This window comes from Weissella kandleri (assembly GCF_001438705.1).
GTDB classification, from domain to species: Bacteria; Bacillota; Bacilli; order Lactobacillales; family Lactobacillaceae; genus Weissella; species Weissella kandleri.
Genome location: NZ_JQBP01000003.1, coordinates 52,118 through 79,080 on the forward strand (window position 1 = coordinate 52,118; position 26,963 = coordinate 79,080).

General features: G+C 40.0%; 26 protein-coding genes and 1 pseudogene. 4 read left to right on the forward strand and 23 right to left on the reverse strand.

The genetic code is table 11. The features are described 5' to 3' along the window. Positions 1-2: 2 nt before the first annotated feature. The 7 genes from IV73_RS03440 to IV73_RS03470 form a co-directional block, all read right to left on the reverse strand. Entirely contained in the window at positions 3-542 is a 540-nt protein-coding gene (locus tag IV73_RS03440; RefSeq protein ID WP_236697728.1) for an ECF transporter S component, read from the reverse strand. After that, positions 526-1,344 (reverse strand): bifunctional hydroxymethylpyrimidine kinase/phosphomethylpyrimidine kinase, encoded by an 819-nt coding sequence (locus IV73_RS03445; RefSeq protein WP_057754950.1) that lies wholly within the window; start codon positions 1,342-1,344, stop codon positions 526-528. Before IV73_RS03445 ends, IV73_RS03440 begins: the two co-directional genes overlap by 17 nt. Then, on the reverse strand, positions 1,331-4,009 hold the full coding sequence (polA, locus tag IV73_RS03450; RefSeq protein WP_057754951.1) for a DNA polymerase I: 2,679 nt from the start codon (positions 4,007-4,009) through the stop codon (positions 1,331-1,333). The genes IV73_RS03445 and polA overlap by 14 nt, the downstream gene beginning before the upstream one ends. Before the next feature lie 248 nt (positions 4,010-4,257). Continuing rightward, positions 4,258-5,511 carry an ABC transporter permease gene (locus IV73_RS03455; RefSeq protein WP_057754954.1) on the reverse strand — a complete coding sequence of 418 codons (1,254 nt, stop codon included), beginning with the start codon at positions 5,509-5,511 and terminating at the stop codon, positions 4,258-4,260. Beyond that, on the reverse strand, positions 5,512-6,408 hold the full coding sequence (locus tag IV73_RS03460; protein ID WP_057754957.1) for an ABC transporter ATP-binding protein: 897 nt from the start codon (positions 6,406-6,408) through the stop codon (positions 5,512-5,514). Between the two features lie 25 nt (positions 6,409-6,433). Further along, positions 6,434-7,900 (reverse strand): lipopolysaccharide biosynthesis protein, encoded by a 1,467-nt coding sequence (locus tag IV73_RS03465; RefSeq protein ID WP_057754960.1) that lies wholly within the window; start codon positions 7,898-7,900, stop codon positions 6,434-6,436. A gap of 6 nt (positions 7,901-7,906) precedes the next feature. Then, positions 7,907-8,248, reverse strand: a complete 342-nt coding sequence (locus tag IV73_RS03470) for a thioredoxin family protein (RefSeq protein WP_057754963.1) — start codon at positions 8,246-8,248, stop codon at positions 7,907-7,909. 588 nt (positions 8,249-8,836) lie between these two features. Between IV73_RS03470 and IV73_RS03475 the strand changes: the two genes are divergently transcribed. After that, positions 8,837-9,496 carry an MgtC/SapB family protein gene (locus IV73_RS03475; protein WP_057754967.1) on the forward strand — a complete coding sequence of 220 codons (660 nt, stop codon included), beginning with the start codon at positions 8,837-8,839 and terminating at the stop codon, positions 9,494-9,496. Positions 9,497-9,757: 261 nt separating this feature from the next. Here the strand turns inward: IV73_RS03475 and yidC are convergent, their stop codons facing one another. The 15 genes and pseudogenes from yidC to IV73_RS03550 all read right to left on the reverse strand — a co-directional run bounded on the left by yidC (position 9,758) and on the right by IV73_RS03550 (position 23,030). Beyond that, positions 9,758-10,795 (reverse strand): membrane protein insertase YidC, encoded by a 1,038-nt coding sequence (yidC, locus tag IV73_RS03480; RefSeq protein ID WP_057754970.1) that lies wholly within the window; start codon positions 10,793-10,795, stop codon positions 9,758-9,760. A 79-nt stretch (positions 10,796-10,874) separates the two neighbouring features. Continuing rightward, complete coding sequence (locus IV73_RS03485; RefSeq protein WP_057754974.1) at positions 10,875-12,200, reverse strand: dihydrolipoyl dehydrogenase family protein; 1,326 nt, start codon at positions 12,198-12,200, stop codon at positions 10,875-10,877. A gap of 29 nt (positions 12,201-12,229) precedes the next feature. Then, positions 12,230-12,934 (reverse strand): amino acid ABC transporter permease, encoded by a 705-nt coding sequence (locus IV73_RS03490; RefSeq protein WP_057754977.1) that lies wholly within the window; start codon positions 12,932-12,934, stop codon positions 12,230-12,232. Positions 12,935-12,961: 27 nt separating this feature from the next. After that, positions 12,962-13,753, reverse strand: coding sequence for a transporter substrate-binding domain-containing protein (locus IV73_RS03495; protein WP_057754980.1), 792 nt, complete (start codon positions 13,751-13,753; stop codon positions 12,962-12,964). 215 nt (positions 13,754-13,968) lie between these two features. Further along, positions 13,969-14,970, reverse strand: a complete 1,002-nt coding sequence (locus IV73_RS03500; RefSeq protein WP_057754983.1) for a nucleoid-associated protein — start codon at positions 14,968-14,970, stop codon at positions 13,969-13,971. Positions 14,971-14,982: 12 nt separating this feature from the next. Further along, positions 14,983-16,041, reverse strand: coding sequence for a SepM family pheromone-processing serine protease (locus IV73_RS03505; RefSeq protein WP_057754985.1), 1,059 nt, complete (start codon positions 16,039-16,041; stop codon positions 14,983-14,985). Next, entirely contained in the window at positions 16,034-16,531 is a 498-nt protein-coding gene (gene coaD / locus IV73_RS03510; RefSeq protein WP_057754988.1) for a pantetheine-phosphate adenylyltransferase, read from the reverse strand. Before coaD ends, IV73_RS03505 begins: the two co-directional genes overlap by 8 nt. 3 nt (positions 16,532-16,534) lie before the next feature. After that, complete coding sequence (gene rsmD, locus IV73_RS03515; RefSeq protein ID WP_057754990.1) at positions 16,535-17,089, reverse strand: 16S rRNA (guanine(966)-N(2))-methyltransferase RsmD; 555 nt, start codon at positions 17,087-17,089, stop codon at positions 16,535-16,537. A 9-nt stretch (positions 17,090-17,098) separates the two neighbouring features. Continuing rightward, a complete protein-coding gene (locus tag IV73_RS03520) occupies positions 17,099-17,410 on the reverse strand; it encodes a YlbG family protein (protein WP_057754993.1) in 312 nt (103 codons plus the stop codon). Positions 17,411-17,421: 11 nt separating this feature from the next. Beyond that, positions 17,422-18,579, reverse strand: coding sequence for an FtsW/RodA/SpoVE family cell cycle protein (locus IV73_RS03525; protein WP_157049534.1), 1,158 nt, complete (start codon positions 18,577-18,579; stop codon positions 17,422-17,424). Between the two features lie 210 nt (positions 18,580-18,789). After that, positions 18,790-20,631, reverse strand: coding sequence for a translational GTPase TypA (gene typA, locus IV73_RS03530; RefSeq protein ID WP_057754996.1), 1,842 nt, complete (start codon positions 20,629-20,631; stop codon positions 18,790-18,792). 101 nt (positions 20,632-20,732) lie between these two features. After that, complete coding sequence (locus tag IV73_RS03535) at positions 20,733-21,515, reverse strand: inositol monophosphatase family protein (RefSeq protein ID WP_057754999.1); 783 nt, start codon at positions 21,513-21,515, stop codon at positions 20,733-20,735. A gap of 19 nt (positions 21,516-21,534) precedes the next feature. Beyond that, a pseudogene (locus tag IV73_RS03540) lies at positions 21,535-21,792 on the reverse strand (UPF0223 family protein); the annotation flags it as partial. 33 nt (positions 21,793-21,825) lie between these two features. Then, positions 21,826-22,416 (reverse strand): peptide deformylase, encoded by a 591-nt coding sequence (def, locus tag IV73_RS03545; protein WP_057755001.1) that lies wholly within the window; start codon positions 22,414-22,416, stop codon positions 21,826-21,828. Positions 22,417-22,526: 110 nt separating this feature from the next. After that, positions 22,527-23,030, reverse strand: a complete 504-nt coding sequence (locus IV73_RS03550) for a hypothetical protein (protein ID WP_057755003.1) — start codon at positions 23,028-23,030, stop codon at positions 22,527-22,529. Between the two features lie 81 nt (positions 23,031-23,111). Here IV73_RS03550 and IV73_RS03555 point away from each other — a divergent pair, with 81 nt between their 5' ends. From IV73_RS03555 to rnjA, 3 genes are all read left to right on the forward strand, one after another. Continuing rightward, on the forward strand, positions 23,112-23,873 hold the full coding sequence (locus IV73_RS03555; protein WP_057755006.1) for a M15 family metallopeptidase: 762 nt from the start codon (positions 23,112-23,114) through the stop codon (positions 23,871-23,873). 118 nt (positions 23,874-23,991) lie between these two features. Further along, positions 23,992-24,210, forward strand: coding sequence for a DNA-directed RNA polymerase subunit epsilon (locus tag IV73_RS03560; protein WP_057755009.1), 219 nt, complete (start codon positions 23,992-23,994; stop codon positions 24,208-24,210). 1 nt (position 24,211) lies between these two features. After that, positions 24,212-25,891 carry a ribonuclease J1 gene (gene rnjA, locus IV73_RS03565; protein ID WP_057755013.1) on the forward strand — a complete coding sequence of 560 codons (1,680 nt, stop codon included), beginning with the start codon at positions 24,212-24,214 and terminating at the stop codon, positions 25,889-25,891. 91 nt (positions 25,892-25,982) lie between these two features. Here the strand turns inward: rnjA and IV73_RS03570 are convergent, their stop codons facing one another. Next, positions 25,983-26,939, reverse strand: coding sequence for a diacylglycerol/lipid kinase family protein (locus tag IV73_RS03570; protein ID WP_057755015.1), 957 nt, complete (start codon positions 26,937-26,939; stop codon positions 25,983-25,985). Between the last annotated feature and the right edge of the window lie 24 nt (positions 26,940-26,963).

Below are 26,963 nucleotides of genomic sequence, written 5' to 3' on the forward strand. Positions count from 1 at the left end.
ATTTAATTAAGTCGCTTTAAATACCGTATTAAAACGGGCCGCAAAATTATGGCAATGCTAAAACCAGCCAAAACTTGGAGCACATTAGTCGCCAATTCAGCCGTGGAAATCGTCAATGCGGTCGCTAACGTGGCATGATTTAATAATTGTAACCCAATTCCAAACAGCCAGTATCCCGCCAACATGACACTTCCACCTATAATTGCGCTCAACACCAAACCAAACCAAGTTGAGCGCTGTTTAGCACCGACAGTTTGCCAACAGACGCCAATTAAATAACCTTCCAGTCCATGAATAATTAATGAACCTAGCATCCATTGCGGGTAACCAGCGAATAAGTCTACTAATAAACCAGTAATTCCTCCAACAGCACCACCAATGCGTGGGCCAAAGAGCCACCCTGCTAAAAAGATTCCGACTTCCACTAAACTAATAAAACCGGTCGGCGTGGGCAAACGCAAAAATATATTTAACAAAATATTTAAAGCGACTAACAGCCCTACAATTGTCAGCCGATAAGTTGGTTTAAGATGAATATTCACGATTTGCTCCTTGCCATACATTACCTTGCTGTTCATTAATTGTAAGCCCTGCTTCAATTGCATGTTGCACGAAAGTTTTAGCTTGCGCGACAGCTGTTTCCAACGAATTTCCTTGCACTAAATAACTTAAAATAGCAGCTGAAAAAGTACATCCCGCCCCATTATTATTATTTGAAGTCAACTTAGGGCTCGTAAGCCATTGATTCCCATCCTGCGTTAATAAATAATCTTTGGCCATTGGACCAGCCAAGCGGTGTCCACCTTTAATGACAACACTCTGCGTTCCAGTCTGCAGTAGTGCTTGTCCCGCTCGGGCGACAGTCTGTTCATTAACCAATGCTTGTCCCGTTAATTGCATCGCCTCGGTTAAATTCGGGGTAATAATGGTCGCTAAAGGAAAGAGTTCACGTAAATAAGCATCCCTTAGTCCCACTGCGGCATCAGTTTGTGCCTCTTTAAAGACTAAGACCGGATCGACCACCACTGGAATTTTTTCCGGCAATTGTTTGATCCAGGTCGCCACTAATTCAACTTGTTCAACTGTAGGCAAAAGGCCAATCTTCACCCCCCGTAGCTGAAACGCTGCTTGTTGCGATTGTAATTGATCTTGCACTAATGTAGCCGGTAGCGGTGTGATTTTTAAATTATCAGGCTGGACTGCAGCAATACTCGTCACTGTGGCTAATCCATATAATTTTAATTCATTAAAAGTGGCCAAATCTGCTTGCAGTCCGCCACCAGATAAACTATCCGCACCCGCAATTGTTAAGACCACGGCTGGTTGATTTTTATTTTGCATCATACCACGTCTTCCCCTCGTGGGTCTCCACCTTTAATGGCACATCTAATTGCACCGCTGAATCCATAATTTCAGGGACAAGCTGATGCATCGTTGCTAATTCTTCCGCTGGCACTTCAAAAATCAATTCGTCATGCACCTGCAATAACATTTTTGAGTTCAATCCATGCGTTTTTAAAGCTGTCTGCATTTTAATCATCGCAATTTTAATGATATCAGCCGCCGACCCTTGGATTGGGGTATTCATAGCTGTCCGTTCAGCAAAACTCCGTAAGTTAAAGTTTTTCGCCTTAATATCTTTCAAATATCGCCGTCTATGAGCGATGGTTTCAACATAACCTTGCTCACGTGCGGTTTCAATAATCTTTTGCGTCCAAGCTTTAACGCCTGAATATTCCGTTAAATAGGTTTCAATAATTTGTTTAGCCGTTTTACGGTCCGTCCCAATATTTTTGGCTAAGCCAAAATCAGATATCCCATACACAATGCCAAAATTAACCGCCTTAGCTTGACGCCGCAAATTGGGGCTAATTGGGTCGGCTAAAGGAATGCCAAAGATTCGGCGCGCCGTTGAAGCATGAATGTCTTCATCGGCTAAGAAGGCTTTTTGCATTTCCATATCCCCGGTCACATGCGCTAAGACCCGCAATTCAATTTGGGAATAGTCGGCACTAAAAATTGACCAACCTTCATGACTAGGGACAAAGGCGCTGCGAATTTGGCGTCCTTCTTCTACACGCACCGGAATATTTTGTAAGTTCGGATCCACTGATGAGAGCCGTCCGGTTTGGGTCAAAGTTTGTAAATAACGGGTGTGGACCTTTGAATCACTCCCATGAATCACCCGTAATAATCCATCAACATAGGTCGACTGAATTTTTGATAGTTGCCGATATTGCAAAATTGACTCCACAATTGGTACATCGGTCATTTGTTCCAATACTTCGACAGATGTTGAATAACCTGTCTTCGTCTTTTTCAATGATTTTAGCCCCATTTCTTCAAATAAGACCGTTCCCAATTGCTTGGTCGACTGAATATTAAATTCATGACCCGCTTGCTGATAAATCTTTTGCTGTAATTCACTAAGTCGTTCGCTAAACTTAGACTGCATTGCTAATAAGTGATCCGCATTGACCGTAATCCCTTGCATTTCCATATCAGCTAAAACAAAGGTTAATGGTAATTCAATCTCAGTGTATAATCTGGCTTGCTGTTGGTCAGTTAATTGTTGCATCAAAGCTGGTTCTAATTGACCAATCGTTTGTGCTTTTCTTCCAAGGTGTTCAAAAAATACTTGATCATCAGCTGGAATTTGGAACTTAGCCCCTTTACCATACACTTCTTCGTCCGTTGCCACATCAAAATACTGATGTTCATGGGCAACTTGCCCTAAATCATTGCTATTATCGTTAACATTTAACAAGTATGAAACCAATAAGAGATCGAACGTCACACCCGTTAGTTGCACCCCATAACGAGCCAAGGCGACCGTTAAGGCTTTGGCGTTAAAAACACGCTTTTTAAGCACTGAATTTTGCAAAAGTTTGCGCACGGGAGAATCTTGTGTTAAATAATCTACGTTGCGACTGGCAAAATAGCCCACTTGCGCATTTCCAACCACAAAGCCCACAATATTGGCTCGATGATAGTTCTCACCATCGAGTTCAACATAAACATCTAAAACATCTTCAATACGATTCAACTCAGCTTCGTTCTCGAAATCCAGCGTGACCCATTTGAGCGGTTGCTGCGTGACTGGTTTTGCGTCTGCGGCCACATAACCCATATTGGCTAGTTTAACCAATTGTTGTTTAAAGTCTAATTGTTGATAAAAAGGAATTAAGGCTTGATAATGGATGCCTTGATAATCCAAGTCATCCAAATTAATCTCTAATGGTGCATCGGTCCGAATCCGAGCTAATTCACGCGACAAAAAAGCATCATCGCGGTATGTAATCAAATTTTCCTTACGCTTTGAAGCTTTCATTTCATCCACATGTTCATATAATGTGGGGATGGAATGATATTCTTGGATTAACTTAATCGCCGTTTTCTCGCCAATACCGGGCACCCCAGGATAATTATCGGATGGATCACCTTGCAACCCCTTTACTTCAACGACTTGGGCGGGCGTCAACCCACCGTAAACTTCGGCCACTTGGGCGGGCATATACTTATCGATTTCGGTAATTCCCTTCTTGGTCAACCAAACCGTAATATTATCCGTCACTAATTGCCGCATATCACGGTCTCCGGTCACAATCGTTACTGCATAGCCAGCTGCATCCCCAGCTGCGGCAATGGTTCCGATAATATCATCAGCCTCATAATCTACCAACTGATAATTTTTGATACCATGGAGCTCCACCATTTTTTTCATGGGTTCAAATTGCTCGACCAATTCTTGCGGCGTTTTATCCCGATTTCCCTTGTAATCACCAAAAGAATTCGTCCGAAAAGTCGTCTTACCTGCGTCCCAAGCCACTAACGCTTTGTCAGGCTTAAACGGATCCACAATTCCATCCAAAAGATTATTAAAGCCGACTAAAGCGTTGGTATGAAGACCTTCATGACTCACAAATCGGTCGACCTGATTAATCAGCGCGTAAAAAGAGCGAAACGCCAGAGAATTCCCATCGATTAATAATAAAGTTGGTTTAGCCATGCATACTTCCTTCCATTCCTTTGCTTAGATCTATCAAGACGTCGATTTTAGTCCATCAATTAGCTCTAACTTGTTACATTTCAGTTAATCTATTATAGCATGTTGTTCCGGTCCCTGAAAACGAACCTTTTGCAAAATAGCTATGGGCTAGACTCATTCGCTGTCTTAAAACTAATTTTTTTACGTGCGTTCTGCACGCTTTTTTAATCCATAAAAAAAGCCCTCCTTAAATGAGGAAGGCCTAAATGTTAAGCTTGAATATTTTTTTGATAATGGAAGATTTTACCTAAACTTTTTAGGCTCTCCCAGGTTAAATTACCTTCACTATAACGTAAGACATTATCGCGATAGACGCGCAGTCCATAACGACTCAGGAAATAAATCGTCACAATTTGGAACCCAATCGCTAGCCAAATATCATACGGTTGCGTGAGCTGCAAGCCAACACGGGCGGGCATTAAAGTTTGTGACAAGAATGGGATATAAGATAGCACTTTGATCACTATGTTTTCACTAGTACTTGAAACCATAAAAGTCAAAATATAACCTCCCATTGCTAAATAGGTCACGGGTGAAACCGCTTGTTGCACTTGGCTTTGATCATTAATCATCGCCGCAATAATCGCTGTCAAAATTAAATACAGGACAATTCCTAAGAAGACCATTAATAAGGTCGTCCCGACAAAATTAAGGTCGACCCCTTTTAAAATGTCTTTAAACATCATTACGTAACGGTTATTCGCTGGGATTAATTGCCATGAAAGTAACAAGATTGCAGCGTAAAGTCCTAAGTGAAGTAGTGCTAGCCCAATAATTCCCAATAATTTACCAAAGAACTGCACGGATGGACTAGTGGCAGCTAATAAAATTTCCATAATTCTAGATGACTTTTCATTCGCGATTTCCGTCGCAATCATCCCCACATAAGTTGATAGGAAGATGAAAATGAAGATTCCTAAACCAACCGTCAACATATATTGAGCCTGTTTCGCTGTCTTATCACCGGCACTTTCACCTTTTACGCTCACTAAACGAGTCTTAATCGTCGGTGGCGCCATTAAGGCTTGTAACTCAGTCGATGATAAGTGCATTTGCTGAGCCTTTTGTTCAATCGTATATTGTTTTAAAAAAGTTTGCAGTTGATCTGCATCAACTGGATGCCCCTTGGGTGTGTTTTGCACTAAATATGTCGTACCATTTTGCGTTAATAAACTGTCAATTTTTTTTTGATGGAGTAATTTTAAGCCTTGTTCTTCACTCTCGACCGGCTGATATTTCGCTTTAATCGTCTTACTATGCATTAAGCTTTTTTCCAATCCTGCATCAACCTGGACACCAATTACGGGCGTCGGGTGACTGGACAAGGTGTTAAATAACAATCCAAATGCGAAGATCACTCCGGCAATTAAGATGGGCGATAAGACTAAAGACCAATAGCCAATCGTTTTGACGCGAACCTTAAAAGTTTGTTTAGCGACTAATAAAAGTTGTTTCAAAAACATTTAATTCTCCCCTTTCGCCACTTCTTGTTTGAAAATTTGATCTAACGAAGGTGCTTGTTGACTAAAAGCTTGCACATATCCATTAGCACTGACCAAGGCAAAGACTTGTCGGCCGACATCGGGGTCAGTCAAGAAAACACGACGCCCCATTAACTCAGGTTCAACCTTGCGAACTCCTGGAATCGCCAACAATTCTGCATCCGTTTGCGGCGCTTCCAGATAAATTTCAGTGCGTCCGTATTGTTCCCGGATCTGATTTGTTTCACCCTGCAGGACGGTTTGACCATGACGGAGCATCGTCACATGGTCTGACAGGGTTTCGACCCCTGACATATTATGTGAACTAAAAATAATTGTCACCCCGGAACGCTTCAATTCATGAATTTCATTCAAAATAATATCTGCATTCACTGGGTCCATCCCCGTAAAAGGCTCGTCTAAAATCAAAAATTCCGGATGAGATATTAAAGTCGCAATTAATTGGACTTTTTGCGCGTTTCCTTTAGATAATTTCTGCACTTTATCTGTTGGTCGTCCAACTACATTAAATTTATCCATCCATAGTGCTAAATCATGCCGAGCATCTCGACGGTTCATCCCGTGCAATTCCGCAAAATACAAGACCTGTTCTTCAATACTTAATTTTTGATATAATCCTCTTTCTTCAGGCAAAAAGCCAATTTTTTGGCGCAGGTTGTTATTCAAAACTTGCCCGTTCCACGTGATATTTCCTTGATTTGGTTCAATAAAATCTAACAACATGCGAAAAGTAGTGGTTTTTCCCGCCCCGTTTTGCCCGATTAAGCCCATAATTTCTCCTGGTTTAACCGTAAAACTCAAGGCATCAACCGCTACTTTATCGGCAAAGCGTTTCGTCACGTCTTTAACTTCTATCATTATTTTTTCCTATTTTTCATCATATTTATTCTGTCCGATATCGACGCCGAATGACCTTCAAATAACTTTTACAAATCCGCTCAAATTTTTTCACCAACGTACTTCGTAAAAGGATAATCCCAATGACATATAAAATTGTGCCTAATCCGATCTGGAAAACCGTTGTCGATGGATATGGTGGCCAGTTATATGTGGTAACTAAAATTGTTAAGTACATTAGACTCCCAGTCACCAAATATTTAGACATAAGGGCAATAACTCGGCCAAACGCAATCACTTCGCGCGCATAATACAGCTGAATGGCAAAAATCATTAATTCTGTGATCAATAGAGCATAAATACTCCCAAATAGACCGTATCGCGGTACTAACAGCCATGCTATCGTAACGTTTATGAACAGCCCCAACCAGAGAGTAAAATTAATAACTCGTGCTTGTCCGGCTAAGTATAAAAATTGGCCGCCCAAAATGGTATTCCAACCCAACAATAAAATTAATGGGGCTAAAGCGGTCATAAAGAGCCCGACCGCACTAAAGCCTTGTCCTAAGAACCAAGTATTAAATTGCACCGCGGTTGCTGCCGTCCCAAACATTAATGGTACTCCGACCGCTGTCACAGATTCTACCGCATTATCGATGTGTTCAATCAATTTTTGATAATTATTTTGTTGGTAAATTTGATAAAAACGCGGTAAAGTACTAACACCAATCGTAATCACTAAAACAATTCCTACTTGCGTTAATTGTAAGGCTGCTTCGTAATACCCCATTCCCGCAATTTCAGTAGGGGATTTGATGGCTGCAATGACTAGCCCGCTTAACGCGAATAATTCAAACCCTAGAACATGCGTTAAATTTTTTAACCACTGTCCCAAATAAGTTCCAATGTGCCAATGAATCTGCTTGTTCAAAGTTGGCGGTAATTGGAAAAGCAAGAAAAGATTTCCAACAATGCGCGTCCAACCAATTAATAAAACATAATTATTGAAGTTATTTGGCGTTTTAACTAAGATTAAGACCAGCATTAAAAACAATACTTTTGTTGACATAGCTTGTAGTAAAGGACGCAAAGGCCGTTTCGTGCCAATAAAATACCATGAAAAATCAAGTGCACTCCCCACTAGCAATAATAAGCTCGCCTGCAACAAGTCATGATGAACTTGATACAAACCATTAGTTTGGCCTTGCCACCACACAAATCCACCAAAAAAGATGGCAGCCACTAAAGTAGCTAGTACCCGAATAACGACCACATTCCAGAAGACAGTGGCTTCGGTTTCATCTGGATTATTTCTTAAAAGATTTTGGCCAAAAAGACTACTAGAACCTAAAAACAAAAGGCACAACAAATCCATACTCCCAATCGCCCAGGCGGATAACCCAAAGCTATTTATCCCCAAAACATGGGTTAGATAGGCCAGGGGAATCAAGGGAATAACGGCTTGCATCAATTCATAGACAACTTGATTTAAATAATTTTTTAATCCTCGCATAAATAATTACCAATTAATGAGTTTATCAATAAAGTCAGTCACTTCTTTTGGTGCAAGCCGTTGTCCATCACCAAGATGATCAACTTGTACGCCGTCAACAAAGGCTACAAAGACGGGGATGCCCCAGATATCTTGTTCCTCAGCAACCGCCATATTCGTATCGCGGTCAGCATCAAACCAATTAATCCCTGCGTCCTCAGCGTACTTTTTCAAGACCTGAATAAAAGGCTTAATTGCTTTACAATCCCCACACCATTCAGCACTCATAAACATAATTTGTTTACCATCAGTCTTAATTTGCGCATTTAATTCATGATCACTAATAATTACCGGTTTGTAAAACTCCATCACCCGATCCTCCCCCTAAATTCTTAATAACTATCAATATCATACACTGTTCTAATTCATTAATTCAATCTATTCTTACATAAATCATGTCAGAAACCACAATCAGTTATTCAATTGATCAAGATTACCATCTAAAGACAATTCTGAGTAGAAAAAAAGGATTAGCATTTTGACTAATCCTTACTTACAAAACAATATTTAAGCAATTTATTTACATCTAAAATAGTTAAATGCACTGCTACCAAACAACCAGTCCCCGACATGTTCGGGCAAAGCAACCTTACTATCAGGATAACTATTAGATAATTCATTATTTACTTTTTGCGCTTCCATACAATCAATCCAGCCAACGAGGCAACACCACACTGAAACTTCTAGCGAAATGTCACCTTTTCAGCTGCGGTCTTTAGTAATGACGATTGAACACCATCAACCACATTACTAACTGGCGTCAAATGAAATGCTTTTTCTTCACTTCCACATAATCTGCTAATTCATGTGAAATATTTTTGGTTTTAAAATAACGCGTTAACAAAGAATCCTGCTATACTTATATATATTTATTTTTATTTTAAACAGGAGTATTTTATGGAAATTGATTTTATTATTAAATTATTATTAGCTGTTATTTTAGGAATCTTTATCGGTTTGGAACGCCAAACTCGTTTTAAATCAGCTGGAGTTAGAACCCACGCGCTAGTTTCTTTAGGCGGGGCTCTTGTCATGATTATTTCCAAATATGGATTTATGAACATATTAAATATCAATAATATCGCATTAGACCCTTCCCGAATCGCGGCCCAAGTGGTCAGTGGAATTGGATTTTTAGGCGCCGGTCTCATCATCGTCAAAGGTGACAAGTTCCTGAGCGTTTCCGGTTTAACGACGGCAGCTGGCGTCTGGGTCACCTCTGGTATTGGAATGGCCGTTGGGGCTGATATGTATTCATTAGCTATTGGTGGTACGATTATTATCATTATCATGCAATTAATCCTATATAAATTTAAAGATTTTAATTTGCATACTATCTATCATATCAGAATGACTAGTTCCATTGAAGATGATCAAGTTAATGAATATCTCAACCAAATTCGCTCAAATGAATTCAGTCCTGTCATCGATGTAATTAAACTTGAACATAATCAAATTAGCACTGAATTAACGGTAGTTTTATCAAATTCTGATGACTTAATTGATTTAAAACAATCTATGCCAACTAGTACATTTATCGAAATTAGTGGTGAATAAAATGTTCAAATACTTTATTAAATAACTAGCATGATTACAACTTAACCCATACGGTAGTTATTTAATGTAATTTTGGTTATACCATTCATTAAACTGTTTTAAGTATATTCTTTAGAGATACAATATTAAGGGTATAACCGTCCCCTACCCATATATTATTCTATATTCAAGAAAAACAATTAGTTTTTCACATAAAAAACACTTCAACTTTTAAGTTAAAGTGTTTTTTTAAATTATTAAAACCGACGTCTTCGGGTTTCATTAATCATTTTGATTCTGTTGACGGCGCTGCTCATTACGTTCACGATTCGTCAACTTTTTTTCAAGATTGATTTCTGATTGTTGGGCTGGCGTCTCTTGAGACGCACTTTTATCAGCTTGTTGATCCTGTTGCTTAGTTGCCGCCTCTTGAGCTGCTGCCATCCGTTCCATAAAGCTGCTGTTCTTATCTACTTGGGGCGCTTGAATCTTTCCAGCAAGAGCGTCTTCAACCACATCCTTAACCGTGAACGTATTCTTCACATGTTGCCGTAATCGTGGCCGCCACAAATTAATCAACAAAGTTTGCATCACCATAATCACGGCACCACCAAAGAAATACAAACCAATTCCAGCATTGGTGAAATACGTCATCATAAACATCATGATGGGCATCATGAACATCATTGACTTCATTTGCTTCTTTTGTTCTTCAGGAATTCCCAACATTGAAAGATATGATTGGGCCAAATAGATTAAACCAGTCGCAATGGCTAACCATAAACTAGATTGAGCTAATTGAATTCCAAAGAAATTAGCATCCTTAATAGAAGTCGCCTGCGTAACCGCCCAGTCCATATGGCTCCATCCATGGATAATGTGCGGATTAATCGCGGCATACAGTCCAGAGAAAATCGGCCATTGGATAATGAGCGTGGTGAAATTCATTCCCCCCAATAACGACACATTATTTTCCCGATAAATATGCATCATCGCTTGGCTGGCCCGCATTTGTTCTTCGGGAGTCTTAGCGGCTTTTTGTGCCTCTTGCACCCGATTTAACTGGGGCTGCAATAACCGCATTTTTTCTTGTTGAATCGTCATATTGCGTGATTGATGTAATTGCATTGGTAGTAAAACTATCCGAACAATAAATGTCAAAATTAAAATCGACCAACCAATCGCATTTGAGTCATTAAACATATGCTCCACAATTTGCATGAAGTTAGCCAAATATGGTGCTAAGATATAAATTTTTCCCGTAAAAAACATAATCACTAAAATAATGATTAGCATCGGAGTTAAACCTTTAATTTTCATTTTTATTGTTTCTTCCTATACTATAAATTAAGAAGGCTGGCTTCTTCTGTTACTATAAAAGTAAATTATACCATAAATACTATTCATAAAAACCAGCAAATTCACTCCCCAAAGATGGATAGGCATACAAATTAGCTTGCGTCTCACTTAGCGTACGTTCTTCATTAATGGCTGTCACAAAATAGTTAATTAATTCTTCAGCTTCTTTAGCATAAACACTTGCCCCTCGGATAACTCCGTTTTGATCCAATGCCACTCGAATAATTGGGTGATCCTGATAACGGTAAAAAGTAATGACCTTATCCCACTTAAATTCATGCACTGTTAGCCCTTTCGCTTGAGCATCAGCCATCTTCATACCAGTTTGGGCAATCCGTGGGCTACCAAAGACTACTTCTGGTAAGGTCTGGTAATTAATTGGACCTGATTCTGTTCCAAACAAATGCCGAGCGACATAACGACCTTCAAAATTACCAACGGGCACTAATTTAGGGACCGCATTATCTGCGACATCCCCAATCGCATAAACGTGCGGATTGGTCGTTTGCAGATATTGATTAACCACCACATGACTTTGATGCAATTCAATTTGACCAGTTACAGCATCTAATTGATCAGTATTCCCTTGCCGCCCAATCGTTAGCACAACTTGATCGGTTAACCATTGTTGTCCATTTGTTAAAGTTACTTGATATTGCTGGCCAACATTTTGAATACTAGCCACCTCTACCTCAGAGGTCAATTCAATCCCATCATGAACCATTTGTTCCTTTAAGGCTGTTGTTAAAACTGGATCGAAATCTTTAAGAATTTGCTTGTGACGTGCCACAACATGTACATGGCTCCCCGCCATTCGACTGATATTAGCAAATTCAACCCCGATATAGCCAGCGCCAATAAAGGTAATATCTTGCGGCATCGTTTTTAAATTCAAAAATGCTTCACTATCAATGGTCAACTCTGCTCCGGGGAAAGTTGCCATTTTAGGTCGCTGCCCCGTGGCGATAATCCAATAATCAGCCGTCAGCGTCTCATCGCCAACTTGAACCGTCTGACCATCAATAAAGTGGGCCGTACCCGCTAAATGAGTAATACCCGCCGCATCTAAGCCTTTAATTTTACGTGGCTTAACCGCATCAACATAAGTTTGTTTAAAGGCCATTAATTCTGGCCAATTAATTTTCAAATCACCTTCTAGTCCACGCCCCTTTAATGCTTTTTGACGCTCTAGTCCTTCAACCGCACTTAAAAGAATTTTTTTAGGATCACACCCATAATTGGGGCAAGTTCCCCCCCATTGATATTTTTCAATGATTACAACTTTTTGTCCCAATTTCTGAGCTTCAAAGGCAGCAGCTAATCCAGCCGGACCAGACCCAATCACACCTAAATTAAATTTTTGCATCTTTTCAGTTCCTCATTTCTAAATTCATCTTAATTATTGCACATATAACGCGATGTGTAACGTTCCAACCAGCGTTGTAAAAATGTTAAGGCAGTTGTGATGACTGCATAAACCAAAGCCACTAATAAATACATATCTAACGTCTGATAATTTTGCGCCGCAATTTGCTGACTTAAATAAAAGGTCTCCACAATCGTAATCACACTCGCCAAGGAAGTATCTTTTACCAGTGAAATTAGGGAATTGCTAAGCGGTGGTACTGCAATCCGGGCCGCTTGTGGCAGGATAATTTCTTGATACGTCTGCCGCATCGTCAAACCAGTTGATAAGGCCGCTTCTGTTTGCCCGCGATCCACTGATAAAATCGACGCTCGAATGGTTTCTGATGCGTATGCTCCAGTATTTAAAGCAAAAACTGTAATCGCACTAACCCATGCATTCGCAAAAATATCAATATTACCATTGGGCAAACCGTAAAAGACAATAAACAACTGAACTAACATCGGTGTCGAGCGGAAAATCCAGACATAAAAGCATGCTAGCCCTTTTAAGACCCGAAATACCCACTTTAATAAAAGCTGCTCCGGTTGGTGCATAATCCGCACGATGGCCACTAAAGTTGCCACTATCAGACCTAATATAAACGAAATTGACGCTAAAGGAATTGTATACATTAGAGCTGCTTGAAATAATTCTGGTAAATATTCAACTGCTAAATCAATAAAATTAGACATAAATGTGTTTCCCAATTTTCTTCAGTATTATACTTTCGTTAAATCCATATGAAAGTATTTATTCGATAATTTCTTTAAAGTTCCGTCTTTTGCTAGTTTTTGAATTGCGCGGTTCATCTCGTGCTGCAAAGGCGTATCCTTTTTATTCAACATTGGCGCTGCCGGAATCGGTGGCACATCTTTATCTAAATTAACAGCCTTAATTTTGGCTTTCGGATTACTTTGATGCCAACGTTCAAATGCTCCAGCATCATTTAATTCGCCATCAGCCCGCCCAGATTTAATTAAGTTCATTGCCTCAACCATGCCCGGAATAGCAACAATTTTAGCGCCATTTTGTTTCGCTAATTGACCAAAATTAGAACTAGTTGATTGTGCCATCTTCCGTCCTTTAATATCCTTCAGATGCTTCATTTTATCGCTCTTTTTTTGAATCAGCACCGTCTTAGAATACAGATATGGTTCGGCAAAAATATAACGATGCTGACGTTCTTTGGTAATCCCCACATTATTAAAAATGACATCATACCGTCGTGAATCAAGTCCGGTTAACAATGAATCCCACTTAGTCACGACAAATTTAGGCTTAAGATGCATTTCTTTAGCCACGGCTTTGGCCACTTCCACCTCATAACCTGTTAATTTACCATGATCACGGTAAGAAAAAGGCGCGTAGGTTCCTTCCAGACCGATTGTCAGCGTTTCCGAATCAATCGTCTTAACCTCATCCACAGCAACTGGCTGTGAAATGCAGGTGCCGGCCCCCAGTAATAACCCCATCATCCCCAATAAGGCCCCAAGTAAATATCGTTTTTTCATCAGAACCTCCAAAAATTAAAATAAAAAGCACCGATCTCATTAGATGAGTCAGTGCTTGTGCGTTTCAACCTATTTAGACGGTACGTCAAAATAATTGATTGCCCACAAGCAACCAAAATCCACAACTTAAGTTAAGTGTAAATTCTTTGAACATTTTCCGTCTCCTCTATCTTTCTACAGAACCAATTTTACCGATAAAAAGTAAGGATGTCAATCTATGCCTTAAACTTATTTTTGATTTCATCAATTCCTTTAATCATTAACGTAATTTTACCATCGGGATTATTAATTAATTCAACTTGATTTTGATCTTGGTACGCAGCCATTGGAATAGAAACCTCAATTCCTGAATCCAAGACAAATTTTTGAGTCGCATATTTCTTTTGATACTTTAATGGATCCTCTAGTTCAATTTGATGATTAATGGCACTTTCTTCCAGTTTCTCGCGATACATTGTTTGTGCTGACAGATTATCGTCAAAGGCCTGTTCACCAATACGATTCACGGAAATCATTCCATCTGCACTTGCATCTTCAAAAATCGTTGCTTGGGTTGCAGCCAACGCTTCATGCAGTGGCACATCAAATTTATCTGCAACCTGTTTAACTGCCTGTCTAACCGTTTGTAGTTCATTTTTAACACTCACTTCGGGTTCCAAAGCTGCAAACCGCTCCGCAAAGTACGCCATCCGTTGACCATCTTGTCGATATGTTTTTTCAATTAAACGATACCGTCCATCCATCAAATTAACAATAATTCCTTCATCAGGCGCTGAACTACCACTCGGTAACACCGCTTGATTCAAAACTAACTGATTTTGAACGCGTTCATCTTGATAATCCACCATATGCACAAACCGTGGCGCCGGATTGACTTTAAATAAAGCGAAGAAATCATCATTTTCTTCGGTATACTCTAAAATTAAAACATCGCCCCCCGGGACTGCACTTAATTCTTTAATTACATCAAATAATTTTTCAGCCAAGCCCTGGCTAGTGTTCACAAAATCGACTTGCCGATCATCATCTAATTGTTGTGCTAAATAATCATCACCATTCAATTGTCCAGGCTTAAAATCACCTTGATTAAACTTATTAATTAATTTTTCTAAATATTCATGCACCTGATTTTGATTTATATCTAACTCATTTTGTGATAAAAATAATTGACCAGCCGCTTGATCTAGAATATGCAAAATTGCATGTTTTAATATCATTTTTGTCCTCTTCTACTTTGGATGTGCTTCTAAATAATCAATCGCATCTTGGAAATTTTTCACCGGTACAATCGTCATCTCTGGTGCATATTTATGGGCAGTACTTTTCGCCAATTGATAATTGGTCTGATTTTTTTCTTCATATTTCAAATATTTTTTCGGTAAATCTATATATGGGGCAAAGAAAATCTTAGCGCCACTTTTATGCGCGGCAATCACCTTTTTATCAATGCCACCGATTTCACCCACATGGCCTTCCCGATCAATCGTTCCCGTACCAGCGATTGAACGTCCCTTAGCCAAGTCCTGCGGAGTAAGCGCGTCATACAATTCCAATGCGAACATTAATCCGCCGGAAGGGCCACCAATTCGGCCCATATCGGCTGAAATCTTCACTGAGGATGACACCGTTGTATGATCGATTAAGCGAATGCCTAATCCCGCAACTTTCCCCGGAATTTGGTCCAATTGAACCGTCTTTGCTTGAGCTTGATACTCTTTATGATTTCGTTGATACGTAATAGCCGTTTGCGTCCCTGCTGGATGAGCTTGAAGCATTTTTTGTAAAGCTAAAACATTCTCGGGGTGTTTCCCATTAACTGCCGTAATCATATCACCCACTTGCAGTTGCTTTTTAAAATTAGAGTCATCTTGAATCGAATATACATAGACCCCTTTAAAGGTTTCTTGATACGGCTGTTGTGCTTTTTTCAAAGCTACCACTTTTGCCGAATCCAAAGCCGTCTGCATTTCAATTTGACCTAAACGATTTTGCTCAGCAGTGGTATTCCCCGCTGTCATCATCTGCTCACTAATTAAATCAGCGTGCGGATTCAAGACAGCCATCACCGCGGTTAAACCAGTTACCCGCTGGATCCGCACCGCCGTAATATTGAAATCACCATGAACATCTGGCGCTTTTTGATTAATTTTAATAAAATCATGTAAGCCCATCGATAGACCGGGCTCTTCACTATATAACGGCAACGGTACTAAAACAAATCCCGCCAAAAACAAGCCCAATAACCACCATAGTAATTTCTTAACTGTTCTTTTCTTGGGCTTATGCATCTTCTAAATTCCTATTATATTTAGCTTGCAATGCGCTCAAAACCGGTGCAGGAACCATAGCTGAAACATCTGCCCCGTAACTAGCCAATTCTTTAACATAAGAGCTAGCAACTACTTGATGCTCGGGCTTTGCTAACAAAAACATGGTCTCAATCCCACTCACCCGGCGATTGAGCTCTGCTATTTTTTGCTCGAAATGCAAATCTTGTTCATCTCGTAATCCGCGCGCAATCATATCCACTGCTTGTGCTTTAGCTGCTTCAGTCGTTAAGCCAGTGTAATTAATCACTTTAACATTTGATAGGTTCAAAGCGTTCACACTGGTTTCAATTAACTGTTGGCGCTCTGTTACCGTAAATAATGTTTTTTTGGCTGGATTAACTCCAATCCCGACAACAACTTCATCAAAAAAGCGCGCCAAACGTTGAATTATATCTAAATGCCCCATCGTAAGGGGATCAAAGCTCCCAGGATAAATTACTTTATGCATAATCTAACTCCTTACATATTCATAAATGGTAATAACCGTTGTGCCGTAGTCTTTCTGCTTAATTTGTTGGAAGCCTTGAATGGTGTCGGGCAAATTAGCAAATTGATCCGTCTCAGCCATTAAAATGGCGTCATCTGCCACCAAATCAGCTTGAATTAATTGTTCAACATCTTGAATAATCATCTGCTTTGCATATGGTGGATCAAAATAAAAGAGATTAAACGGTGCTACACCCGTTAATTTACTGATAGCACGACTAGCTGAAGTCTGATAAACCGTAAATTGCTCAGGTGCTTTTGTTATCGCTATATTTTGTTGAATCGTTTTGACAGCTGCGCGTTGTTGATCGACCAAAACAGCTTGTTCAATCCCCCGTGAAACACCTTCGATACTCAATCCCCCTGAACCTGCATATAAATCTAATGACCTTCCACCATCAAAATAAGGTCCTATCATATTAAAAATTGCTTCTTTTACTTTATCTGTCGTCGGCCGGGTCGCATTTCCAGGCACTGCTTTTAATGGTCGCCCGCCAAAATCTCCACCAACAATCCGCATGTTCTACCTCTATACTTCTTCTTCATCCACCACAATTTCGTCCAATTCAACATCGTCCACCGTAAAGGCTACCCCATCTGAGCCATTACCAACCGTTGAATCTACCTCTGGCCACTGTGAAACGTCAACCTTTTTCACAAAGCCCAGACGGTTGATTATCTCTTGTTTCTTTTTTATTTCATCCTCATTCATATATATAACGGCATAACTGAATTGATTTGAAATATAAGCAATCACCCCAAACCGTCGCAATTGCTTTGCCTGACGGGGATTGTTTAAATATACAATCAAACTCCGCCGGGGCTGAATATTAAAACTCATTTACTGACCTCCTATGCTTGTAATAATTTTTGTGCTTTATCATAGCGAATATGTTTAATCACATTTAGTGATAGGCCCAATGCTAACCCAAGCGAGATAATCGATGATCCACCAACTGATATAAAGGGAAAAGTAACCCCCGTAATCGGCAAGATTCCAATTACTCCACCTAAATTAACAATAATTTGTAACATAATATAAGCCGCTGTACCCACTAAAATCAAACGAAAACGCATATAACCCGTTTGAAACGCAAAATAAACTAGCCGCCATACGACAAATAATAAAGCAGCCAATACGATCATAATCGCCACCGCACCTAGTTCTTCACTAACGACAGCCATAATAAAGTCGGTATTGGGCTCAGGCAAGTTTCCAGTTTTTTGTAAGCTTCGACCAATTCCACGCCCAAATAAACCACCATTGCTAACCGCATAGTATGAATTAATTAATTGATTTCCGATTGTTTGGGCATATTTCCAAGGGTTCAAATAGGCCGTAAACCGTTGCATCATATAATAACCAAACTTCTCCAACCAAGGTTCAAACGCTGGAATTAAAGCCCACCAAATGACAAGCACCGCCCCTAAAGAACCAACTGCGTAGCGCGCCTTCGCCCCTGAAGATAACACAATAATGAATAAAATCCCTAATGTAATAATAATTCCACCCATATCAGGATAAGTATATAGCAACACGGTACTCATTATAATTCTAATCCAGCCCAAGTGAATAAAGTTATCTTTTAACGTATGGTTTTTTCGTGTCATCGCAAAAGACATCCATAAAATAATCGTTACTTTATAAATCTCCACCGGCTGGATTGATATTGGTCCTAAGACAATCCAACCTCGGGCTCCATTAATTGGTGGAAATAAAACTGCTAACAACATTAAAGCCATTGAAATTAAGTAAAAAGCCCAAGAAAAGACTCCCAAAATTTTAACCCAATGCCTTGAAAGATGGAAAAACATCAACATTAACGCCAAGGCGATTCCATAGAAAAATAATTGTTTTTGTAAAAAACTGGTCGGTGAAACATTAGTGATACCAGCACTTGCTGAAAATGACATGACACTACCAAAGGCCATCAAACCGATTACTACAAGCATAATCCACCAATCAAAATACAGCATATTTTTTTTAATTTTTTTGATTATTGTTCGCAAGCATCTATCCTCTTTAATCACTTTTCAAGTTCATTTTATAAATACATAAAATCATTTTACCACAATTTAAGGTCTACTCGCGCGCTCCTTAACGGTTTCTTATTTAAAAAGAATCTCCATTTATTAAAATAGATGCTGTAATCTGATAATAACATAAAAAACACCATCAGAATAACTCTGACGGTGTTTTATCATAAATAATTAAATTACTTATTGTTGTGACATCTTACGACGCTTAGCTGACTTTTCACGTTCTGAAGTATTCAAGATATCCTTACGAATCCGAACGTTTTCAGGCGTTACTTCGACATACTCATCGTCATTCAAGAATTCCAATGCAGCCTCAAGTCCCATCTCACGAGGAGTCTTGATAGAAGCAGTTTGGTCTTTGTTTGAAGAACGCACGTTTGATTGTGGCTTCATCTTTGTAACATTGACTGAAATATCATTGTCACGTGAGTTCATTCCAACAATCATACCTTCGTACACTTCAATTCCAGCGCCAACGAACATTTGTCCACGATCTTCAACACCCATGATGGCATAGTTAGTCGTAGTTCCTTGCGTAATTGAGACCAAGGCTCCATTCCGACGTCCAGGTTCCCAGTTACGAACGATTGGACGATAATCAGCAAAGGTGTGGTTGTAGATTCCGTATCCACGCGTAGCTGAAAGGAATTCAGTTGCATATCCAATCAAACCACGTGAAGGAGCAACGTATGCCAAACGAGTTTGGCCGTTCCCCATTGATTCCATATTCAACATTTCACCCTTACGTTGGTTCAATGAATCGATAACTGATGAAGCATATTCATCAGGTGTATCGATTTGCACACTCTCGTAAGGTTCTGATTGAACCCCATCAATTTCACGATAGATAACTTGTGGTCGGGAAGCTTGCAATTCAAAGCCTTCACGACGCATTGTTTCAATCAAAATTGAAAGGTGCAATTCTCCACGTCCTGAAACAAGCCAAACTCCAGCTTCATCTGTGTCTTCAACACGCAAAGAAACGTCAGTATGCAATTCACGACGTAACCGATCTTCAATTTGACGCGCCGTCACAAACTTACCTTCACGACCCGCAAAGGGTGAATCGTTTTGCCGGAAAGTCATTTGCAAAGTAGGCTCGTCAATCCGCAAAACTGGCAATGCTTCTGGGTGCTCTGGGTCAACCACTGTTTCACCAACAGAAATTTCTTCCATTCCAGCAACTGCAATCAAATCACCAGCAACTGCTTCTTGAATTTCTACTCGCTCCAAACCAATGAATCCAAACAACTTCGTAACCCGAAATGATTGCTTTGAACCGTCAAGCTTCATTACTTCGACGTTATCACCAATCTTAATCGTTCCACGAAAGACCCGACCAACTCCAATCCGGCCTAAGAAATCACTATAATCCAACAAAGCCACTTGGAATTGCAATGACCCATCTGAATTATCTTCAGGCGCTGGAATCGTTTCAAAAATTGAATCAAAGACTGGCTTCATAGTATGCTCTTGTGTCGCAACATCAGGATCCAATGATGAAGTTCCGTTCATAGCTGAAGCATAAATAACTGGGAAGTCCAATTGATCTTCTTCAGCACCCAATTCGATGAACAAATCCAAAACTTCATCAACAACTTCTTCTGGGCGTGCTCCAGGACGATCAACCTTGTTCAAGACAACGATTGGGGTCAAGTTTTGCTCAAAGGCCTTCTTCAAAACGAAGCGGGTCTGTGGCATAGTTCCTTCAAAGGCATCAACTACCAACAAAACTCCATCAACCATTTTCATGATCCGTTCAACTTCACCACCGAAGTCCGCGTGGCCAGGAGTATCAACAATGTTAATTTGCTTGTCACCCAACCGTACGGCAGTGTTCTTGGCCAAAATCGTGATTCCACGTTCTTTTTCCAAGTCATTTGTGTCCATCGCACGATCGCCAATTTTATCACGCGTATCTAGCGTATCTGATTGCTTCAATAATTCGTTAACCAAGGTCGTCTTACCGTGATCGACGTGGGCAATGATTGCAATGTTACGGATATCTTCACGTTTTGCCAAAATCCTATTCTCCCTGACGTTTTTCGTCACATTAAATTCTTTTTTTCTATTTTACACCAATTTAAATAAAATAAAACGCCAAATTAACTAGAATTTACTAGTTACATTGACGTATTTGTCAGTGCTAAAATATCATTTGCGGCATTTTTTGTTGCTGCCACTATTAGACTAGATGATAACATGTCATCTACTTTCCTGTCAAACTTTGTAACCTGTAAACCAAGCGCTTGACATAAAACTTGACCGGCTGCAAAATCCCAAGGCTTTAAATAACTCATAAAAGCCCCCACTTGACCTCGGGCTAAACGAATAAAGGAAATTCCTGCTGATCCATAAACTCGATACCCCAACGCGGCCCCGGCTACCGCCTGAAAACCAGGAACATTATGTAACAAACGTGCTCCTGAGAGTGAAACAACACTTTCCACCAGGCTCAAATTTGCTGGTGCACTTAGCTTTTTGGTATTGAGCCAAACTCCAAATTCAGGGGCACCATGTAATAGCTCATTTTCCATCACATCTAAAATCCAAGCGCCCCGTGGTTGACCATTTTCAAAATACGCCACCATGGTTGCGAATTGATCTTTTTGCTTCACAAAATTCAGCGTCCCATCAATTGGATCAACAATCCAGACAGAGCCTACCATTGAATCGATAGCATCCCCTAAGCCTTCTTCACCTAAAATGTTAGCGACCGGATCAAATTCCCGAATTGCTTGTACATAATATTGCTCTACTAACCGGTCAACATTTGTTACTAAATCCCGAGAATTACTCTTCGTTTTAATATCCAAAGGTTGTTGTAAATGCGCTAAAACTTGTTGCCGGACATGTTGCATCAACGCACTCACAAAATCATCCAACTGGTCAAAAGTTTTCTTCATTTATACTCACCTAGCTTTCCTACTGTGTAACGCTAAATTTAACCGCAGTCGTCGCTTGAGCAGCTTGCATCGTTTTATAAATACTATAACCTGAGCTGGCCTTAAATTGCCGATCCAATTGTTTTTCTTCACTTTTGCTAGGTACAACTTGTTTAAACGCTTGATAAGCCGTTAATAGTTCCGTCCGGATCACCTGCGCTTCATTGGCTTGGGCTACTAATGAATATAACTGACTTACTTGAATAATATCTTGAGTCGTCCAACCAGACAACAATGGATAATCAAAATTTAAATCCTATTTCATCAGTGCTTACCCCAAGTATTTCGTATTATCAGTCTCGACCCATGGATCATCTTGAATATGATCATAGTACAAAACACCATGCAAGTGATCAATTTCATGTTGGAAAACAATGGCCGGATAACCTTCCAACTTCAATTCGTGAAAAGCGCCCATTTCATCTTGATACTTCACCGTAATCCGGTAAGACCGATTAACATAACCTGGCACATCCTGATCCACTGATAAGCAACCTTCACCAACCCGTAATGCCCCTTTTTTCACCGATTGACGCACAATAACAGGGTTAATAATGATCCCCTTAAAGAATGGTGGAATTTCTGCATCATCTTTTTCTTCATCATCCCATGGTTCAACATCTTCACCTGGAATCAAAATTGCTGAAAACTGTTTACTAATTCCTACTTGAGGGGCGGCCAAACCAACACCTGGACGCAAATCATAAATTTTATTTTGTTCTTCATCCTGACTTACAACCAAATACTCCATCATTTCTTTCATGGCCTTTTGGTCGTCTTCACCCAAAGGGAAAGTAACCTTTTGTGCTTGTGTGCGTAATACCGGTGCTGGATCTCGCACAATATCTTTCATTAAATACATGACTGCCTCCAAATTTGAAAAAACTTAATATAGATATAATACGCAAGAAAGTAGCAAGATTGCAAATATATTTTTTCGCAAAGTTACTACATTTACACGTTGCTAAAAGATTAAGTTTGAAACGGTTGATTTAACTTTTTTAAATCGTGTAAATAAGCTAAAGTTTGATACGTCACCACATTAGCAATCTCGAGGTGCACTACCGGTTTAATCTGATCATACCAAATATCGGTAGCAACTAAAGGCGCCACAACTTGATTTGCATCTAATAATGGTAACTGCTCCTCTTGACTATATACCTGCAAACTTTGATTCAAAGCTTCTTGAAGTTTTTGCGGGGGCCTTCGCTCGGTATAAGGAACTTGAAATTCAAAAGCCATCACATTATATCCCCAAATATTTGCAACCAAAGTTGAACGAACCGTTTGATCATCGGAAATAACGAGTCCCCACTGCGCCCCCTTAGTTACCAAAATTGTTTGCACAGCCCGATTAACAGTTTGTTGAGCCTCAATTATATTTTTTTCCGTTTCGCGCCGTCCAATCACATGATTTAGATGAACTAACAAAGCTCCCACGGCTAAAATCATTAAAAACCACCATAATAAATGCATATTTTCACCTACCACATATTAAAAAGTGTGTAATTCATTGTATACTAAAAACTAATGATACTTGAAACTGGAGAATTATTTATGAATAATAAACGTTTGATTCCTATTTTAACATTGATTATCTTTCTTGGCGTCCTTGCCGGGGTATTTACTCATATGAAAAACAATCATAACCCTGACGCTCACACATCAAAATCAAAAAGCCAAGTTAAAAATGCAATCACTAATTCATCTCATAAAACTAAAATCACACCCGAGCTAATGGTAGTCAATAAAAAACATCCCTTAACTAGTGATTATAACCCTTATAACGGTTCAACAACGGATAACAATCCTTCTGGATCAGGACTTTCCCCCGCAACCAATCAAGCTAAGACGGCCTTAATTCAGGCCATGCAAAAAGCGGGCTTTAAAATTTCTGAGAATGTCTCCGGCTATCGTTCATATCGATACCAGACGATTTTATATCAAAATTATGTTCAACAACATGGTCAAGCCGAAGCCGATACCTTTTCTGCACGTCCAGGCTACTCTGAACACCAATCCGGATTAGCCTTTGACTTAATTGGTGCTAACGGCGATTTACCTACTGATGATCAAATGTATCAGTGGCTTCAAAACCATGCCCACAATTTTGGACTAATCATTCGTTTCCCACGGGGTTCAAATGCTTCAACTGGCTACATGGGCGAAGAATGGCACATGCGTTATGTTGGTAAAGCTAATGCGACTAAAATGCACCAACAACATATTGCCACGCTAGAAGAATTTACCGGGCTCCCAGGCGGCGATTATAACCAAGATTCAAAACAAGACATCCCTGCTATTAGCGAAATTGATTAAATCCTTGATTTTAAACCTTGTTCTTACTTTTCATGGTACAATATAAGTCAATGACGTTACAGAATCTTTCGAATTGACGTTGATTTCAATTCAGAAAAAAATTAAAGGAGTTTTTTTAATGATTTACAAAATATATTACCAGGCAACTAACACGCAAAACCCTAAGCGCGAAAACACGCACTCGCTCTATTTAGAGGCTGATAACTTGCCTGAAGCACGCTTAGCAGTTGAATCAAACACTGAGTACAATGTTGAACATATTGAAGAACTTTCTGAAGCTGCTTTGAACTATGAGAAGCAAAGCCTTGGTGAGCGTTTTAAATTGACGGAGTTCTAATATGCCAATGAATATTGATATTAAGCCAAATGAGGTGGCGGTGTACGCCTTAGGTGGTTTAGGTGAAATTGGAAAAAACACATACGCTGTCCAGTACGGCGACGATATTGTTGTCATCGATGCTGGTGTTAAATTCCCAGAAGACGAGCTATTAGGCGTTGATTATGTCATTCCCGATTACACTTATCTAATTGAGAATCGCGATAAAGTACGCGGTTTAGTCATTACCCATGGTCATGAAGACCACATCGGTGCGATTACCTTCTTCTTAGATGCGGTTAATGTTCCAGTTTACGCTGGGCCTCTAGCGGCAGCTTTAATTAAAAACAAATTGGAAGAACACGGCATCTTAAATCGAACTGAGTTACATGAAATCGGTGAAGATGACATCTTAGAATTTGGCGCACTATCAGTCGAATTTTTCCGTACGACCCATTCAATTCCGGATACATTTGGAGTTGCCGTGCATACTCCCAATGGGGTGATTGTCGAAACTGGTGATTTTAAGTTCGATCTGACCCCTACCACACATCAGCCACCTAATTTACAAAAGATGGCGCGCATTGGTTCAGAAGGGGTTTTACTCTTAATGTCAGACTCTACCAATGCGGAGCGTGCGGAATTCTCAAAATCAGAACGTTGGGTCGGTAAAACCATTGAACAGCTCTTTGATGACATCGATGGTCGCATTATTTTTGCCACATTCGCTTCTAATATGTCACGTGTCCAAATGGCAACAGAAGCTGCCCTAGCACACGGTCGTAAGATTGCTGTCTTCGGCCGTTCTATGGAAACGGCGGTCCGCAACGGATTAGCCCTTGGCTACTTAGACATTCCAGAGGATATGCTCGTTGATGCCCGTGAAGCTAACAAGCTGCCGCCCGAAAAGATTCTTATCTTATCAACTGGTTCACAGGGTGAACCAATGGCTGCCCTCGCCCGGATCGCCAATGGTACACACAAACAAATCAAGATTCAACCAAACGATACCGTGATTTTCTCGTCTTCACCAATTCCTGGGAATACGCATTCCGTTAACCATGTTATTAATGAACTCGAAGAAGCTGGCGCCCGCGTAGTTCACGGTAAAATTAACAATATTCACACTTCTGGTCACGGTGGTCAAGAAGAACAAAAATTAATGCTTTCTTTGATGAAACCCAAGTTCTTCATGCCCGTCCACGGTGAATATCGGATGCTGCGGGTTCATGCTGGTCTCGGTGAGGATATTGGCGTGTCAAAGGATAACATCTTCATTCTTGATAATGGAGATGTACTTGCCTTGACTCCCGATACTGCCCGCTTAGCTGACCATGTTCCAGCTGCTGATACGTATGTTGACGGTAGCGGAATTGGCGATGTTGGAACGGCCGTTTTAAAGGATCGTCAAATGCTTTCTCAAGATGGCTTAGTAGTTGTGGTTGCAACGATTGATTTAAAAAATCAAGAAATTACAGCTGGTCCAGACATTCTATCGCGCGGATTCATTTATATGCGTGAGTCTGAAGATTTGATTAATGAAGGCCGCCATGAAATATTTAAGGCTATCTTAACAGCCATGCGTGAACCAAATGTTTCTGAACATTCAATTCGCAATGCTGTAATTAGTCGCCTCCAACGTTTCTTATTTGAACAAACAAAACGGCGGCCCCTAATCTTACCAATGTTTATTTTCATCTAAAAATAAATTAAAAAAGCACGGAATTAAATTCCGTGCTTTTTTACCGCATTCATTAATCAATCATTTTCGATTCCCGATGCATTGTTGCATCTTATAACCAAAAATCATATTGTCGGGTCGTAAACACAAAGTGATACGTGTGAACTCCTAGTTCTTCTCCATCGGTTTGACCATTTTCCAAACGCTCAGTCTCTAACTCTAAACGATCCACCGTATAACGATGAACACCCGGTTGATTCATCAAATTGTGTTTTGCCACACTTTTAATTAGCTTTAAAAATTGACGCTGATTCTGCGGCTTTTCAACCAAAATCATATCGATTTTCCCGTCATATGGATCCGCGTCCGGCATAATATTCACCCCACCCCCAAAGTACGGATGATTAGAAATGGTTGTCAAATATGCATCACCAATCCGCTCCGTCCCCTGAGCAGTCTTAATATTTACTGGAAAGCTATCTTGTTGCGAAAGAGTCTTCATCAACAAAGCGCCATATGATAAAGTTCCCAACCCTAATTTATTCAACCACACTTTAGCGGAAGAATGATTCGTTAAACTAACAACCGTCGCATCTAACCCAATACCGAGATTATTCACAAAATAGCGAGTCTGACTATTCCGTTGATCTGTATACACTCCAATATCAGCCTGGAATGGTAACTGTTGCGGATCTTGAGTCTGCCGCAAAATACGGCGCAATGAAGCAAGCGGATCAATCTCAATTCCATGCGCGCGGGCAAAATCATTACCTGACCCCGCCGGAATATAAGCGATGGGTCGCATAATATTTGGTTGATATTGTAAGACCGAATTTATAACAATATTTAGAGTCCCGTCGCCCCCTAAAACTACAATTTGGGTTTTAACCTCATTAGGATCCCGCAAAAAACGCCTTAGCCACTTCGTAATTTCATAGGAACTTTTACTAATATATTGTTCAAAATTAACCGAATGTTTTTGGAGCTCTTCTTGAAGGGTATGCCAAGTAGTTAAGTTTTTCCCAGATCGCGCTGCGGGATTAATAATGAATTGATATTTTTGTTCCATGTAACTGCTCTCTTCGCTTTCTAG